Source organism: Solimonas fluminis (assembly GCF_002930645.1).
Lineage (GTDB): Bacteria > Pseudomonadota > Gammaproteobacteria > Nevskiales > Nevskiaceae > Solimonas_A > Solimonas_A fluminis.
The window spans coordinates 313,945-327,884 of sequence record NZ_PSNW01000001.1 but is presented as its reverse complement, the minus strand read 5'-3'; the positions used below and the strand labels follow the sequence as shown (position 1 = coordinate 327,884).

14 protein-coding genes are annotated in these 13,940 nt (G+C 69.7%); 8 read left to right on the top strand and 6 right to left on the bottom strand.

The features are described 5' to 3' along the window. Positions 1 to 19: 19 nt before the first annotated feature. From ispG to C3942_RS01585, 6 genes are all read left to right on the top strand, one after another. A complete protein-coding gene (gene ispG, locus C3942_RS01610; protein WP_104228990.1) occupies positions 20 to 1,117 on the top strand; it encodes a flavodoxin-dependent (E)-4-hydroxy-3-methylbut-2-enyl-diphosphate synthase in 1,098 nt (365 codons plus the stop codon). Between the two features lie 6 nt (positions 1,118 to 1,123). Next, positions 1,124 to 2,416 (top strand): histidine--tRNA ligase, encoded by a 1,293-nt coding sequence (gene hisS / locus C3942_RS01605; protein WP_104228582.1) that lies wholly within the window; start codon positions 1,124 to 1,126, stop codon positions 2,414 to 2,416. Beyond that, on the top strand, positions 2,413 to 3,045 hold the full coding sequence (locus tag C3942_RS01600) for a YfgM family protein (RefSeq protein ID WP_104228581.1): 633 nt from the start codon (positions 2,413 to 2,415) through the stop codon (positions 3,043 to 3,045). The genes hisS and C3942_RS01600 overlap by 4 nt, the downstream gene beginning before the upstream one ends. After that, positions 3,042 to 4,184 (top strand): outer membrane protein assembly factor BamB, encoded by a 1,143-nt coding sequence (gene bamB / locus C3942_RS01595; RefSeq protein WP_104228580.1) that lies wholly within the window; start codon positions 3,042 to 3,044, stop codon positions 4,182 to 4,184. The genes C3942_RS01600 and bamB overlap by 4 nt, the downstream gene beginning before the upstream one ends. 72 nt (positions 4,185 to 4,256) lie before the next feature. After that, the gene (gene der / locus C3942_RS01590) at positions 4,257 to 5,651 is read left to right on the top strand and encodes a ribosome biogenesis GTPase Der (protein ID WP_104228579.1); all 1,395 of its coding nucleotides are present in this window, start codon (positions 4,257 to 4,259) and stop codon (positions 5,649 to 5,651) included. Positions 5,652 to 5,699: 48 nt separating this feature from the next. Beyond that, positions 5,700 to 6,773 (top strand): hypothetical protein, encoded by a 1,074-nt coding sequence (locus C3942_RS01585; protein WP_133164210.1) that lies wholly within the window; start codon positions 5,700 to 5,702, stop codon positions 6,771 to 6,773. A 54-nt stretch (positions 6,774 to 6,827) separates the two neighbouring features. Here C3942_RS01585 and accC read toward each other — a convergent pair whose 3' ends face one another. The 6 genes from accC to cutA form a co-directional block, all read right to left on the bottom strand. Further along, a complete protein-coding gene (gene accC, locus C3942_RS01580; protein ID WP_104228577.1) occupies positions 6,828 to 8,186 on the bottom strand; it encodes an acetyl-CoA carboxylase biotin carboxylase subunit in 1,359 nt (452 codons plus the stop codon). A gap of 53 nt (positions 8,187 to 8,239) precedes the next feature. Then, a complete protein-coding gene (accB, locus tag C3942_RS01575; RefSeq protein WP_104228576.1) occupies positions 8,240 to 8,716 on the bottom strand; it encodes an acetyl-CoA carboxylase biotin carboxyl carrier protein in 477 nt (158 codons plus the stop codon). A gap of 40 nt (positions 8,717 to 8,756) precedes the next feature. Further along, the gene (aroQ, locus tag C3942_RS01570) at positions 8,757 to 9,200 is read right to left on the bottom strand and encodes a type II 3-dehydroquinate dehydratase (RefSeq protein WP_104228575.1); all 444 of its coding nucleotides are present in this window, start codon (positions 9,198 to 9,200) and stop codon (positions 8,757 to 8,759) included. A gap of 120 nt (positions 9,201 to 9,320) precedes the next feature. Then, a complete protein-coding gene (locus C3942_RS01565) occupies positions 9,321 to 9,845 on the bottom strand; it encodes a TlpA family protein disulfide reductase (RefSeq protein ID WP_104228574.1) in 525 nt (174 codons plus the stop codon). Then, the gene (locus C3942_RS01560; protein WP_104228573.1) at positions 9,842 to 10,306 is read right to left on the bottom strand and encodes a protein-disulfide reductase DsbD N-terminal domain-containing protein; all 465 of its coding nucleotides are present in this window, start codon (positions 10,304 to 10,306) and stop codon (positions 9,842 to 9,844) included. The genes C3942_RS01565 and C3942_RS01560 overlap by 4 nt, the downstream gene beginning before the upstream one ends. After that, on the bottom strand, positions 10,297 to 10,614 hold the full coding sequence (gene cutA / locus C3942_RS01555) for a divalent-cation tolerance protein CutA (protein WP_104228572.1): 318 nt from the start codon (positions 10,612 to 10,614) through the stop codon (positions 10,297 to 10,299). Before cutA ends, C3942_RS01560 begins: the two co-directional genes overlap by 10 nt. Before the next feature lie 72 nt (positions 10,615 to 10,686). Between cutA and C3942_RS01550 the strand changes: the two genes are divergently transcribed. Next, positions 10,687 to 12,051, top strand: a complete 1,365-nt coding sequence (locus C3942_RS01550; RefSeq protein ID WP_104228571.1) for an MATE family efflux transporter — start codon at positions 10,687 to 10,689, stop codon at positions 12,049 to 12,051. Between the two features lie 69 nt (positions 12,052 to 12,120). Continuing rightward, positions 12,121 to 13,923, top strand: a complete 1,803-nt coding sequence (locus tag C3942_RS01545; RefSeq protein ID WP_104228570.1) for a sensor histidine kinase — start codon at positions 12,121 to 12,123, stop codon at positions 13,921 to 13,923. Positions 13,924 to 13,940: the final 17 nt, after the last annotated feature.

Below are 13,940 nucleotides of genomic sequence, written 5' to 3'. Positions count from 1 at the left end.
GGGTTTCGCGCTCATGGCGATGAAGAGCCATCACCAGATCCAGCGGCGCAAGTCGCGGCCGATCCGCGTCGGCCGCGTCACCGTGGGCGGCGATGCGCCGGTCGCGGTGCAGACCATGACCAACACCGACACCGAGGACGTCGCCGCCACGGTGGCGCAGATCCAGTCGGCGGTGAAGGCGGGCGCCGACATCGTGCGCGTGTCGGTGCCCACGCTGAAGGCTGCCGAGGCCTTCCGCCAGATCAAGAAGCAGGTGGGTTACGTGCCGCTGGTGGCCGACATCCACTTCAACTACAAGTGCGGCATCGCGGCGGCCGAGGCCGGCGCCGACTGCCTGCGCATCAACCCGGGCAACATCGGCGGCGACCGCAAGGTGGCCGAGGTAGTGGCCTGCGCGCGCCACCATGGCATCCCGATCCGCATCGGCGTCAACGCCGGGTCGCTGGAAGCGGACCTGCAGGAGAAGTACGGCGAGCCCAACTCCGATGCCCTGGTGGAGTCGGCCATGCGCCACATCGAGATCCTGCGGAAGCACAGCTTCGACGACTTCAAGGTGTCGCTGAAGGCTTCCGAAGTCTTCATGACGGTGGAGGCCTACCGCAAGCTGGCGAAGATGATCGAGCAGCCGCTGCACCTGGGCATCACCGAGGCCGGCGGCCTGCGCGCCGGCGCGGTCAAGTCCGCCATCGGCCTGGGCATGCTGCTGGCCGACGGCATCGGCGACACCATCCGCGTGTCGCTGGCGGCCGACCCGATCGAGGAAGTGAAGGTGGGCTGGGACATGCTCAAGTCCCTGCACCTGCGCAACCGCGGCATCAACCTGGTGGCCTGCCCGTCCTGCTCCCGGCAGAACTTCGACGTCATCAAGGCGGTGGCCGAGCTGGAGCGCCGCTTCGACGAGATCGACGAGCCGCTGGACCTGGCCGTGATCGGCTGCGTGGTCAACGGGCCGGGCGAGGCGAGGGAAGCCGCCATCGGCGTCGCCGGCGGCCGGCCCAACTCGATCTACGTCGACGGCAAGATCCAGCACAAGGCGCACAACGACGAACTGGTCGACGTGCTCGAGAAACTGGTGCGCGAGAAGCTCGCTGCCCGCAAGGCCGCCAAGAGCGGCTGAAGACACATGGCCAACCTGTTCCAGTCCGTTCGCGGATTCAATGACGTGCTGCCCCCCGCCACCGCGCAGTGGCAGCACCTGCATGCCGTCGCCGCCGGGATCCTCAACGGCTACGGCTATGGCGAGATCCGGCTGCCGATCATCGAGCAGCTGGCGCTGTTCAAGCGCTCCATCGGCGAGGTCACCGACATCGTCGAGAAGGAGATGTTCGCCTTCCAGGACCGCGAAGGCGACATGCTGGCGCTGCGCCCCGAGGGCACCGCCGCCTGCGTGCGTGCCGGCCTGGAGCACGGCCTGCTGCACAACCAGCAGCAGCGCCTGTGGTACGCCGGCCCCATGTTCCGCCACGAGCGTCCGCAGGCCGGGCGCTACCGCCAGTTCCACCAGCTGGGCGTCGAGGCCTACGGCATGGCCGGGCCCGACATCGACGTGGAGCTGATCGCCCTGTCGGCGCGCCTGTTCCGGCAGCTGGGCCTGAGGGACCTGACGCTGGAGCTGAACTCGCTGGGCAGCGGCGAAACACGCCAGAACTACCGCGCCGCCCTGGTCGCCCACCTCGAGAAGCACCTGCCGTCGCTGGATGCCGACTCGCAGCGCCGCCTGCACAGCAACCCGCTGCGCGTGCTCGACTCCAAGTCGGCGCAGACCCAGGCCCTGCTGGCCGAGGCCCCGAGCATCCTCGATTTCCTAGACGACGAGTCGCGGGCCCACTTCGACGGCCTGCGCCAGGGCCTGGACGACCTCGGCATCGCCTATACCGTCAATCCGCGCCTGGTGCGCGGGCTGGACTACTACAGCCGCGGCGTGTTCGAGTGGACCACCACCCAGCTGGGCTCCCAGGGCACGGTCTGCGCCGGCGGCCGCTACGACGGCCTGGTGCAGCAGCTCGGCGGTTCGCCGACCCCGGCCGTGGGCTGGGCCAGCGGCGTCGAGCGCCTGATCCTGCTGCTCAATGCGCAAGCGGCGGCGCTGCCGGACGGTGCCCCCCAGGTCTACTTCTGCTGGCTGGGCGAAACCGCCCAGCGCGAAGCGCGCAAGCTGGCCGAATCGCTGCGTGACCGCCTGCCGGAGCTGCGCATGGTGCTGCATGCCGGCGGCGGCAAGCTGCAGGCCCAGCTCAAGCGGGCCGACAAGAGCGGCGCCCGCCTGGCCCTGATCCTGGGCGACCAGGAGGCGGCGGAAAAGCGCATTCAAGTAAAATCCCTGCGCGGCAACGAATCCCAGCAGCAGACCCTGGCTTGGCCGGAACTCCCGGCCCATCTGGCGGGTCTGCTGGAACTCAGCGAGAAACCCACGTGACGACCCATTACGACGACGAAGAACAAGTCGAGAACCTCAAGCGCTGGTGGAAGGAGAACTGGCTGGCGCTGGCGGTCGGCCTGGGCATCGGCCTGGCCGGCATTGTCGGCTGGGAGCAGTGGAAGAGCTACCGCACCGGCCAGTCCGAGCAGGCTTCCCAGATCTACGAGGACATGAAGAAGGCGGTCGAGGCCGGCAAGGGCGAGGACGCCCAGGTTGCCGGCGACAAGCTGCTGAAGGACTTCGCGGCTTCGCCCTATGCCACCGACGCCGCCCTGCTGCTGGCGGCCAAGGCCGTCGAGGACGGCAAGCTTGACGATGCACTCAAGCACCTGCAGTGGGTGTCGGCCAACAGCAAGGATGCCGGCATGCAGCGGCTGTCGCGCCTGCGCCAGGCCCGCGTGCTCTGGGCGCAGGGCAAGCCCGAGGATGCCCTCAAGCAGCTCGACGGCGAAGCCGGCGAGTACGGCCACCTGTTCGACGAACTGCGCGGCGACATCAAGCTGGCCCAGGGCGACCGCGACGCGGCCCGCCAGGCCTACGACAAGGCGCTGAAGGCCCAGGCCGACAAGCCGGGCGCCACCGAGCTGCTCCAGCGCAAGCTGGACGACCTGGCGGTGCAGTCATGAGGACGAGCCGCGTCCTGCTGGTCCTGCTGCTGGCGGTCGGCGCCGCGGCCTGCTCCAGCAAGGGCAAGGTGCGCGAGCCGGCCAAGCTCGCCAGCATCGAAGCCCCGGCGGTCAAGCCGCAGACGGTCTGGAGCCACTCCGCCGGCAAGGGCAGCAACGGCGAGTTCGGCGGCCTGCGCCTGGCCCTGGAGGCCGACGCCCTGTTCGCCGCCGATACGGCCGGCCGCGTCTACGCCTTCGAGCCCAAGACCGGCAAGCGCCTGTGGGAAGCGAGCACGCAGAGCCGCGTGATCTCCGGCCCCGGCGTCTCCGGCGACCTGGTGCTGGTCGGCACGCTCGATGCCGAGGTGATCGCCCTGTCCCGTGCCGACGGCAAGGAAAAGTGGCGCCGCAGCGTGTCCAGCGAGGTCATGTCGGCCCCGGTGGGCAACGGCGACGTCGTGGTGGCGCGCAGCGGCGACGGCCGCGTCTACGGCCTGACCGCCACCCGCGGCGACCGCGTCTGGCTGCAGGACCGTACGGTGCCCAACCTGACCCTGCGCGGCATGTCGACCCCGCTGCTGGCCGGCAACCGCGTGTACGTCGGCTTCGACAATGGCCGCCTGGCCGCGCTGAAGCTGTCCGACGGCACCCCCGAGTGGGAGCAGGTCGTGGCGGTTCCCAGCGGACGCACCGAGCTCGAGCGCCTGACCGACGTCGATGCCAGCCTGCTGGACAACGGCAAGGACCTGTTCGCCGCCAGCTTCGGTGGTGAAGTGGCCTGCCTGGACGGCGACACCGGCCAGGTGCTCTGGCGCCGCTCGATCAAGAGCTACACCGGCTTCGCCGAGGCCGGCGACTTCATCATCGTCACCGACGAGTCCGGCGTGGTCTGGGCGCTGGACGCCCGCACCGGCGCTGCCGCCTGGAAGCAGGAAGGCCTGCTCAACCGCCGCCTGTCGCCGCCGGTCAGCTTCAAGGACTGGATCGTGGTGGGCGACTTCGAGGGCTACCTGCACTGGCTGGACCCGAAGGACGGCAAGATCGTCGGCCGCTCGCGCGAGGGCAGCGACCCGATCCGCGCCGCGCTGGTCACCGGCGACGACCTGCTCTACGTGATGAACAACACCGGGCGGGTTGCCGCGGTTCACCTGAAGTAAGACTGATGTCCCCCGAAAGAGCGGGCCCCTGCGGGCCCGCTCTTTCGTTTCCGCCGGTATGATGTGCCCCTCATGAACGAGAAGATTCCCACCATCGCCCTGGTCGGCCGCCCCAACGTCGGCAAGTCCACGCTGTTCAACCGGCTGACCGGGACCCGCGATGCACTGGTCGCCGACCTGCCGGGCCTGACGCGCGACCGCCAGTACGGCTTCGGGAGCTTCGAGAACAAGGCTTTCATCGTCGTGGACACCGGCGGCCTGATGCCGGAGTCGGCCGATCCGCTGGCGGCCCTGGCCGAGGAACAGGCGCAGATCGCCCTGCAGGAGGCCGACCTGGTGCTGTTCCTGGTCGACGGGCTGCAGGGGCGCCTGGGCCCCGACGAGGCCATCGCCAAGCAGTTGCGCAAGCTCGGCAAGCCGCTGACGCTGCTGGTCAACAAGTCGGAGGGCCAGACCAAGACCGCGGTCGCCGGCGATTTCTACGCCCTGGGCCTGGGCGAACCGGTGCCGGTGTCGGCCCAGCACGGCGACGGCATCGCCGGCCTGCTGCGGGAGCTGCTGGCGTCCTACCCGGAGCAGGCGGCGCCGCTGCCCCTGGACGGCGTCTGCGTCGCCATCGTCGGCCGCCCCAACGTCGGCAAGTCGACCCTGGTCAATCGCCTGCTGGGCGAAGAACGCGTGGTCGCCGCCGACATGCCCGGCACCACGCGCGACGCCATCGCGGTGCCCTTTGACTACGACGGCCACCGCTTCACCCTGATCGACACGGCCGGCATCCGCCGCCGCGCCCGCGTCTGGGAGGCGGTGGAGAAGTTCTCCATCGTCAAGACGCTGGAGGCGATCGAGCGGGCCCACGTGGTGGTGGCCGTGCTCGATGCCCAGAACGACATCAGCGAACAGGACGCGCGCCTGCTGGGCCTGGTGGCCCAGCGCGGCCGCGCCATGATCATCGCCATCAACAAGTGGGACGGCCTGCAGTCCGACGAGCGCGAGCAGGTGCGCTACCAGGTCAGCCTGAAGATGCCGTTCCTGGACTACGCGCCGGTGCGCTACATCTCCGCGCGGCATGGCACCGGCGTCGGCGAACTGATGGGTTTCGTGCAGGACGCCTACGACGCGACCATGCGCGAGATGCCCACGCCCGAACTGAACAAGATCCTCGAGAAGGCGGTGGAGCAGCACCAGCCGCCGGCCGTGCTGGGCCGCCGCATCAAGCTGCGCTATGCCCACCAGGGCGGCCAGAACCCGCCCAAGATCGTGGTCCACGGCAACCAGACCGAGAAGCTGCCCGAGGCCTACAAGCGCTACCTCACCAACCGCTTCCGCGAGGCCTTCAAGCTGGTCGGCGTGCCCCTGGTGCTGAGCTTCAAGACCGGCGACAACCCCTTCAAGGGCCGCAAGAACGAGCTGACCGGCCGCCAGATCAAGAAGAAGCGCCGCCTGATGGCGCGCGTGAAGAAGCGCTGAGCCGGCGCTGGACCTGCTGCGCGGTCGGCGCGGCCAACGGGAGCGGCGATGCGCCGAGCGAAGTGGCTGGGAATCCTGCTGTGGGGAGTCTCCATGGCGGCGGGCGCCCAGGAGGGCGGCGACGGCTGGAAGCAGCGCTATCGCGACGCCACCGGGCACCAGTTCGGCTGTTTCGGTGAGCAGGACGACCAGCAATGCCGCGCCCTGATCGCCGGCTACGAGCGCGCCATGGAGGCGCCGGACGCCGACGGCTCCGTGCGTCATGCGCTGTTCCGCGAATTCCTGCATGCACAGGCCGTCTTCGGCTCCATCCTGCGCAAGCGGGGCGACCTCAAGGGCGCCTCCGCGGTGCTGGAACAGGGCTATGTGCGCATGATGGAGCACTACGACGGCGGCAAGCATTTCCACACGCTGATCGACAACCTGCGGCTGCAGTCGGAGCTGATCCAGGTATTGGTCATGGCCGACCAGCAGGCGGCCATGATCCAGCTGCTCGGCAACGCGCGCGAAGCGGCCGACGCGGTCTACGGCAGCTTCGAGGCGGCTGCCGGCAACGAGCACAAGCTGCGCCTGCAGCACAGCAACCTGGTGGCCAGCGAAGACCTGGAGAGCGACGTGGCCGCCACCCTGGCCGCGCGCGCGGCCGGGTTGCGCCAGCAGGGCAAGACCGCCGAAGCGGCAAGGCTGAAGGAAGCCGCCGTGGTGGCCTACGAGCGGGCCACCGCCTGGGTCCGGTTCTCCACCGCCGCCGGCGTGCAGGGGCAGATGGACCTCGAGCCGGCGATGCGCATCTCGGAACTGCAGCGGGGCCTGGGCGATCTGCTGGCGGCTGCCGGCGAAGGCAAGGCGGCGGCGCAGGCCTACCTGTACGCCGGCGCCCATAGCTGCGGCCTGCTGGAGCCGGGAACCCACGGACGGGTCCGGGCAGGGGAGCAGCTGGCGCCGGACCAGTATCTGGCCTTCAAGGAATGCCAGCTCGCCTCGCACGGCTACCTGGTGGCCAGCGGCGAACTGCAGCGGCTGGCCAGGGACAGCGCCGATGCGCTCTACCGGGAGCAGATGAGCCTGCTCGAGGTGGACCTGGAGCCGCTGCTGCGGCAAACCCGGCCCGTGAAGGAGTGAAGCGCGCCGGCGCCCAGGAAAAAGCCCGCTTTCGCGGGCCTTTTTTTGGGGGGGCTACTCGGTCTGCCACTCCGCGAGCATCTGCTCGAGATAGTGGATGTTGTGCGCGCCCTCGCGGAACACCGGGTCGCGCATGATGCGGCTCTGCAGCGTGGTGTTGGTCTGGATGCCCTCGATGATCATCTCGGCCAGGGCCTGGCGCATGCGCGCGATCGCCGACTTGCGGTCCGAGCCCCAGGTGATCAGCTTGCCGATCATGGAGTCGTAGTTCGGCGGCACGCGGTAGCCGGTGTAGACATGGCTGTCCAGGCGCACGCCCGGGCCGCCGGGCGCATGGTACTTCTTGATCTCGCCGGGCGAGGGGATGAAGGTGCGTGCGTTCTCGGCGTTGATGCGGCACTCGATCGCGTGGCCGCGCAGGCGCACGTGCTTCTGCTGCTTCTTCAGCGGCCGGCCCGCGGAGATCTTGATCATCTCGCGGATCAGGTCCACGCCCGTGACCAGCTCGGTCACCGGGTGCTCCACCTGGATGCGGGTGTTCATCTCGATGAAGTAGAACTGGCCCTTCTCGTAGAGGAACTCGAAGGTGCCGGCGCCGCGGTAGCCGATGCGCTTGCAGGCCTCCACGCACAGCAGGCCGATCTCGTCGCGCTGCTTCTGCGTGATGCCGGGAGCGGGGGATTCCTCCACCACCTTCTGGTTGCGGCGCTGCATGGAGCAGTCGCGCTCGCCGAGGTGGATCGCGTTGCCCTGGCCGTCGGACAGCACCTGGAACTCGATGTGGCGCGGGCCCTGCAGGAATTTCTCCATGAACACGGAGTCGTCCTTGAAGGCGTTGAGCGCCTCGGTGCGCGCCAGCTGGATCTTCTGGATCAGCTCGTCCGGCGAGCGCACCACGTGCATGCCGCGCCCGCCGCCGCCCGCGGCCGCCTTGATCAGCACCGGATAGCCGACGCGCTCGGCGGTGGCCAGGCACTCCTTCTCGTCGTCGGGCAGCACGCCCTCGGAGCCGGGCACGCAGGGTACGCCGGCGGCGATCATCGCGGCCTTGGCGTTGGTCTTGGAGCCCATCAGTCGGATGGTCTCGGGACGCGGGCCGATGAAGATGAAGCCGGATTTCTCGACCGATTCGGCGAAGTCGGCATTCTCGGAGAGGAAGCCGTAGCCCGGGTGGATCGCGTCGGCCTGGGTGATCTCGGCCGCAGCGATCAGCGCCGGCATGTTGAGGTAGGACTTGGTCGCCGGTGCGGGGCCGATGCAGACCGCTTCGTCGGCCAGGGCCACATGCTTGAGTTCGCGGTCGGCGGTGGAGTAGACCGCCACCGTCTTGATGCCCATCTCGCGGCAGCAGCGCAGGATGCGCAGTGCGATTTCGCCGCGGTTGGCGATGAGGATTTTCTTGATTTCTTTCATGGCAGGCCGCTCACGCGCTGGCGACCATGATCATTGTGTTCGCCATTTTCGTTTCACTCGATGGCGAACAGGGGCTGGTCGAATTCCACCGGCTTCTCGTTGTCCGCCAGGATCTCGACGACCACGCCGGCCTTGTCGGACTCGATCTGGTTCAGCATCTTCATCGCCTCGATGATGCACAGCACCTGTCCGGCCTTGACGGTCTGGCCGACCTCGACGAAGGCCTTGGCGCCGGGCGAGGGCGAACGATAGAAGGTGCCGACCATCGGCGCCTTGACGATGTGGCGGCTGTCCGAGGCGGCACGCGGCGCGGCGGCCGGCGCGGCAGCGGGAGCGGCCGCCGGGGCGGCGGCGACCGGAGCCGGAGCGGGCAGCGCGGCCGGCGCCAGCGCCGGGGCGGCGACGTACTGCGTCACCGGGCCGGTGTTGCGGCTGATGCGGACCGACTCCTCGCCTTCCTTGACTTCGAGTTCCGAGATGCCGGACTGCTCGACGAGGTCGATCAGGGTCTTGATCTTGCGCAAATCCATTTGAATGTCCCTCCTGGGGGAGCTTTCGTTGGTGGTGCCGTCAGCGCTTGGCGAGACGCTCGTGGGCGGCCTGCAGGGCCAGCCGGTAGCCCAGCGGACCCAGGCCCACGATCTGGCCGACGGCGATGTCCGAGAAGTAAGAGTGATGCCGGAACTGTTCACGGGCGTGCACATTCGACAGGTGCACTTCGATGAACGGGATCGCCACCGCCAGCAGTGCATCGCGGATGGCGACGCTCGTGTGGGTGAAGGCGGCGGGGTTGATCAGGATGAAATCCACGCCCTCGGCGCGCGCCTGCTGAACCCGCTCGACGATCTGGCCTTCCTGGTTGCTCTGGAAGGTCGCCAGCCGATGGCCCAGACGCTGGGCTTCCTCTGCCAGTCCCTTCTCGATGTCGGCCAGCGTCGCGGAGCCGTAGATGCCGGGCTCGCGGGTGCCGAGCAGGTTCAGGTTGGGGCCGTTGATGAGGAGCAGGTGGCTCAAGCAGGCGGTTTCCGGTGCGAAAGTGCCCGGATTCTGCCGTCAGAAAAGCCAAAAACGCAAGTTCGCTGCAATTCGGTGCAAGATACCGTACGTTCAGGGGAGATACTTGTGCGATCCAGCTTACAAGTGTTCCTGCACAAGTGTATCGATTTGTTCGCGTGTCATGCCGCCCAGGACGGTCTTCAGGATGCGTCCGTCCCGTGAAATCAACACGGTATAGGGCAGCATGCCGTTGTGGTTGCCCAGTGCACGGGCAGCCGCGTCGGCCTGGGCCAGGTCGGCGGAGACCGGGTAGTTGATGCGAAGGCGCTGCGCCATGGCGCGCGCCGGCTCCGGTTCGTCGAAGGCCGGCCCCAGGACCTGCAAGCCCTTGGCGCCATAGCGCGCCTGCGCTTCCACCAGCAGCGGGATCTCGTCCACGCAGGGAGCGCACCAGGTGGCCCAGAAGTTCACCAGCAGCAGCTTGCCCTGCCATTGGGCCAGCGTGCGCGTCTGCCCGGAGAGGTCGGTCAGCGCCACCGCGGGGGCGGGTTCGCCCTGCATGCGGCTGCCGCCCAGCCACCAGCCGGAGGCCAGGAAGCCCGCCGCCATCGCCGCGGCGCCGGCGGCTATGAAGCCGGCGGCCAGCCAGCCGCGGCGGCTCATGAGCGCACCGCCGCCGCGGGCACGGCGAGCTGGCGCTGCTGCGGCGGATAGCAGATTCCGAGGTCGGCGCAGCCCTGGTAGCGCACGCGCAGCTTCAGCGGACCCTTCAGGCCCGGCGGCAGGTCGAATTCGGCACCGACGATGCCGCGGTAGACCTCGACCAGGCCGAACTCGGGGTCCTGCAGCTTCTCGCCGGAAGGCAGGCGCGGCGGCGCCAGGCGGAAGCCCTGCGGGGCCAGCACCTCGAAGGCCAGCTGGCCGCGGTAGAGGTAGTAGCCGGGTGCGATGTTCCACTCCAGCTTCAGCGTCTGCGCCTGGCGCCGCGCCGGCAGCAGCTGGAAGGCTTCCTCCACCGGCAGCAGGCCTTCCTCGGTCGGCAGGGGGGAGAGCAGCGGCCGGGCGGCGGCGCCCGTGGCGAGGCTGCAGGCCAGCGCCAGCAACAGCATGCGGATCAGCGGCATGAAGCGAGAATCCAGTCCAGGTACGGTTGGTGAACGGCGTCGGGGTGGACCGCGACGATCTCGGGAAGTTCGTAGGGGTGCCGCGCCAGCACGGCCTGGCGCAGGGCGTCGAAGCCCTCCGCCGGCGCCTTGATCAGCAGCAGCGCCTCCTCGTCGCGCTGCACCGCGTCCTGCCAGCGGTAGACCGAGACCACGTGCGGCAGGACGTTGACGCAGGCGGCGACGCGCGCCTCGACCAGCGCACGCGCCAGGCTCTCGGCGGCATCGGCCGGGCAGGTGACGAAAACGAGCTGCAAGGTGGCGGTCATGGCGCGGCTATTGTGCCTGCGCGGCGGCCGGCCTGCGTGCATGCAGTACACTTCGCGCCCCCCGGAGTCCCCATGACCGACCTGTCCCTGCCTTCTTCCGGCGGCGCGTTCCGCCGTGAAGCCGCTGCCAACCTGAAGCTGGCGCTGCCGCTGGTGGTGGCGCAGATCGCGGCCGTGGGCATGGGAACCGTGGACACGATCCTCGCCGGGCAGCTGGGAGCGCAGGCGCTGGCCGCGGTGGCGGTGGGGGCGAACTACGCGGTGCTGTTCTTCATCTTCTTCCATGGCGTGCTGATGGCCTGCTCGCCGATCGTGGCGCAGCGCAGTGGCGCCGGCCGGCCGGCGGCCGAGACCGGCGTGTTCCTGCGCGAAATCCTGCCGCTGGGGCTGGCGGTGGCCATGGTCTGGTGGCTGGCGCTGCGCCTGTCGGCCGGGCCGCTGATCGGGCGGCTCGGCCTGCCGGCCGATACTTCCCGCATCGCGGTGGAATTCCTGCACGCGCTGTCCTGGAGCGCCTTCGGCTTCAGCGCTTGGTTCGTGCTCCGCTATACCGCCGAGGGCCTGGGCCAGCCGCGGCCGATCCTGCTGGCGGGCATCGTCGGCCTGGCGGTCAATGCGCTGCTGGCCTGGGGGCTGCTGTTCGGGCACTGGGGCCTGCCGGCCCTGGGGGCGGCAGGCTGCGGCTGGGCCACCTCGATCGCGGCCCTGGTGATGGCCGCGACCCTGGCGCTGCAGTACCAGCTGCGGCCTGCGCTGCGGCCGGTACGCCTGTTCCACGGCCGCCTGGGGCACCCGGCGGGCGATTCCGCCGAGGTGCTGCGCCTGGGCCTGCCGATCGGGCTGATCCTGGCGGCGGAGGCCGGGCTGTTCGTGATGGCGGCCCTGCTGATGTCGCAGTTCGGCGAGTCCACCGTGGCGGCCTACCAGATCGCCATCAATTTCGCGGCCCTGCTGTTCATGATCCCCCTGGGCATGGGCCTGGCCTGTACCGTGCGGGTGGGCCAGGCGGCGGGCGGCGGACTGGGCGCGGCCGAGGTCCGCTTCCGCGGCCGCGTCGGCATGCAGCTGGGCCTGCTCAATGCGGCTTCCAACGCCCTGATCATGCTGCTGCTGGCGCCGCTGATCGTGCGGCTCTACACCGGCGATGCGGCGATCGGCGCCCTGGCGGTGAAGTTCCTGTGGCTGGCGGCGGCGTTCCAGTTCTTCGATGCGGTGCAGGTCACGGCCAACGGTGCCCTGCGCGGCATCAAGGACACGCGGCTGCCGATGCTGATCACGGTCTTCGCCTACTGGGCGGTGGGCTTTCCGGCGGGCTGGTGGCTGGCCTTCCATGCCGGCCTGGGGCCTTCCGGCATCTGGTGGGGGCTGACCGTGGGCCTGGCGGTGGCGGCGGCGGGACTCGCTGCGCGCTTCGGCCACAAGGCACAATCCGCCTGAACGACGCATGGGGCGCCGCGGGCGCCAGGGGGCTGGGTGGCCGGCGCAGGCAGGTTGTGGCGATGGCTGTTGCTGTGCCTGCTGCTGGCAGGCGCGGCGGCGCCTGCGCAAGCCCTGGACGAGTCGGCCCTCGTGCTGCAATCGGGCGAGTTCCTGCCGGACGCCTCTCCGGCGCTGCCCGATGACGCCGATCCGCGCTGGCGCCCGATCCTGCTACCCGACGTCTGGCGCGGCGAGGAACGCTTTGCGCAGGGCAGCGCCGGCTGGTACCGCTTCCGCCTCGACGCGCCGGCCCAGGCCCGGCAGGCCCGGGCGCTGTACTTCCAGCGCGCCAGCCTGAATCTCGCCGTCTACTTCAACCGCAGCTTCGTGGGCGACGGCGGCCGCTTCGACGAGCCGATGACCCTGCACGCCAACCGGGCCCTGTTGTTCACGCTGCCCACGCCGCTGTGGCGCGCCGAAGGCAACCTCGTCCACGTCTACCTGCGCGGCTACCCGCATTTCACCGGCCTGCCGCCCTTCGAGGCCGGGCCGCTGGAACCGCTGCAGTCCCGCTACGAATTGCGGCGCCTGCTGCAGAACCACGCCGGCCTCGGCCTGATGCTGCTGACCCTGGTCGCCTCCAGCTTCGGGCTGAGCTTCTGGCGGCGCTACCCGGACCAGCCGGTCTATTTCTGGTTCGGCCTCACCGCGGCCTGCTGGACCGTGTTCTGCGCCAACATGGCGTTCAGCCAGCCGCCCCTGCCGGGCCGGTACTGGCTGGCCCTGATGCACAGCGCGATCGATTGGTCCTTCGCCGCCCAGATGGTGTTCGTGCACCGCTTCCTCGAGATGCGCCGGCCCTGGCTGGAGCGCCTGATGCTGGGGCTGGCCGTGCTCAGCACCTTGTCCAACTTCCTCGGCAGCTGGTGGCAGCTGCGCTACATCGGCAGCCTGATGCACCTGCCGGGGCTGGCCAGCCTGGCCTATTGCCTGGCCTTTGCCATGAGCCGCGGACGCCGGCTGCCCCGCGGCGAGGTCGTGCTGCTCTGCGTCGGCCTCGGGCTGGAGCTGCTGCTGGCGGTCAACGACGCCCTGCCGGTGATCGTGGGTGCCGAAGAGCGCTACCTCAACCCGGTGCTGCTGACGCATTTCGCCGTGCCAGTGTTCCTGTATGCGATGGCCTGGCGCCTGATCGACCGTTCCCTGGTCGTGCGGCGCGAGCTGGACCAGCTGAACCGCAATCTCGAGGCCCGCGTGGCGGTGGTGCGGGCGGAGGTGGAGCAGGCTTATGCGCAGCGCTACGCGCTGGAGCGGGAGCAGGCGCGCCTGGAGGAGCGCGAGCGCATCCACCGCGACCTGCACGACGACCTGGGCGCCAAGCTGCTGACCCTGGTGCATTCGGCCGGCAGCGACCAGAACGTGGCGCTGGCGCGTTCCGCGCTGGCCGACCTGCGCGAGGTGGTGTCGCTCAATCCGGAGGACACCATCAGCCTGCGCGGGGCGCTGTCGGAAATGGAAACGGAGGCGCGGCAGCGCGCCCAGGACATGCAGTGCCGGCTCGATTGGCAGTATCCGGACGAGGCGGACCGGCTGGAGGTGCCGTCCGGCTTCGCCTTCCACCTGGCGCGCATCCTGCGCGAGGCACTGGGCAATGCCTTGCACCATGGCCGCCCGGGGCAGGTCGAGGTGGCCATGGCGGTGGAGCCGGGCGGCGAGTTGCGGCTGGAAGTGCGCGACGACGGCAGCGGTGGCGGCCCCTACCGCCCCGGCGGCGGCATGAACCGGATGCTGGCCCGCGCGCGGCAGTTGCGGGGCAGCGTGCGCTGGTTGCCGCGGCCCGGCGGCGGCACCTGCGTCGAGTTGCGCGCGCCGCTGCCGATGGGCGGCTGAGCCTTGCCCCGGGTTCT

Coding starts and splice junctions, on each gene's coding strand:
- ispG (WP_104228990.1), top strand. CDS start 20: ATGAAGAGCCATCACCAGATCCAGCGGCGCAAGTCGCGGCCGATCCGC.
- hisS (WP_104228582.1), top strand. CDS start 1,124: ATGGCCAACCTGTTCCAGTCCGTTCGCGGATTCAATGACGTGCTGCCC.
- bamB (WP_104228580.1), top strand. CDS start 3,042: ATGAGGACGAGCCGCGTCCTGCTGGTCCTGCTGCTGGCGGTCGGCGCC.
- der (WP_104228579.1), top strand. CDS start 4,257: ATGAACGAGAAGATTCCCACCATCGCCCTGGTCGGCCGCCCCAACGTC.
- C3942_RS01585 (WP_133164210.1), top strand. CDS start 5,700: ATGCGCCGAGCGAAGTGGCTGGGAATCCTGCTGTGGGGAGTCTCCATG.
- accC (WP_104228577.1), bottom strand. CDS start 8,186: ATGAAAGAAATCAAGAAAATCCTCATCGCCAACCGCGGCGAAATCGCA.
- accB (WP_104228576.1), bottom strand. CDS start 8,716: ATGGATTTGCGCAAGATCAAGACCCTGATCGACCTCGTCGAGCAGTCC.
- C3942_RS01565 (WP_104228574.1), bottom strand. CDS start 9,845: ATGAGCCGCCGCGGCTGGCTGGCCGCCGGCTTCATAGCCGCCGGCGCC.
- C3942_RS01560 (WP_104228573.1), bottom strand. CDS start 10,306: ATGCCGCTGATCCGCATGCTGTTGCTGGCGCTGGCCTGCAGCCTCGCC.
- cutA (WP_104228572.1), bottom strand. CDS start 10,614: ATGACCGCCACCTTGCAGCTCGTTTTCGTCACCTGCCCGGCCGATGCC.
- C3942_RS01550 (WP_104228571.1), top strand. CDS start 10,687: ATGACCGACCTGTCCCTGCCTTCTTCCGGCGGCGCGTTCCGCCGTGAA.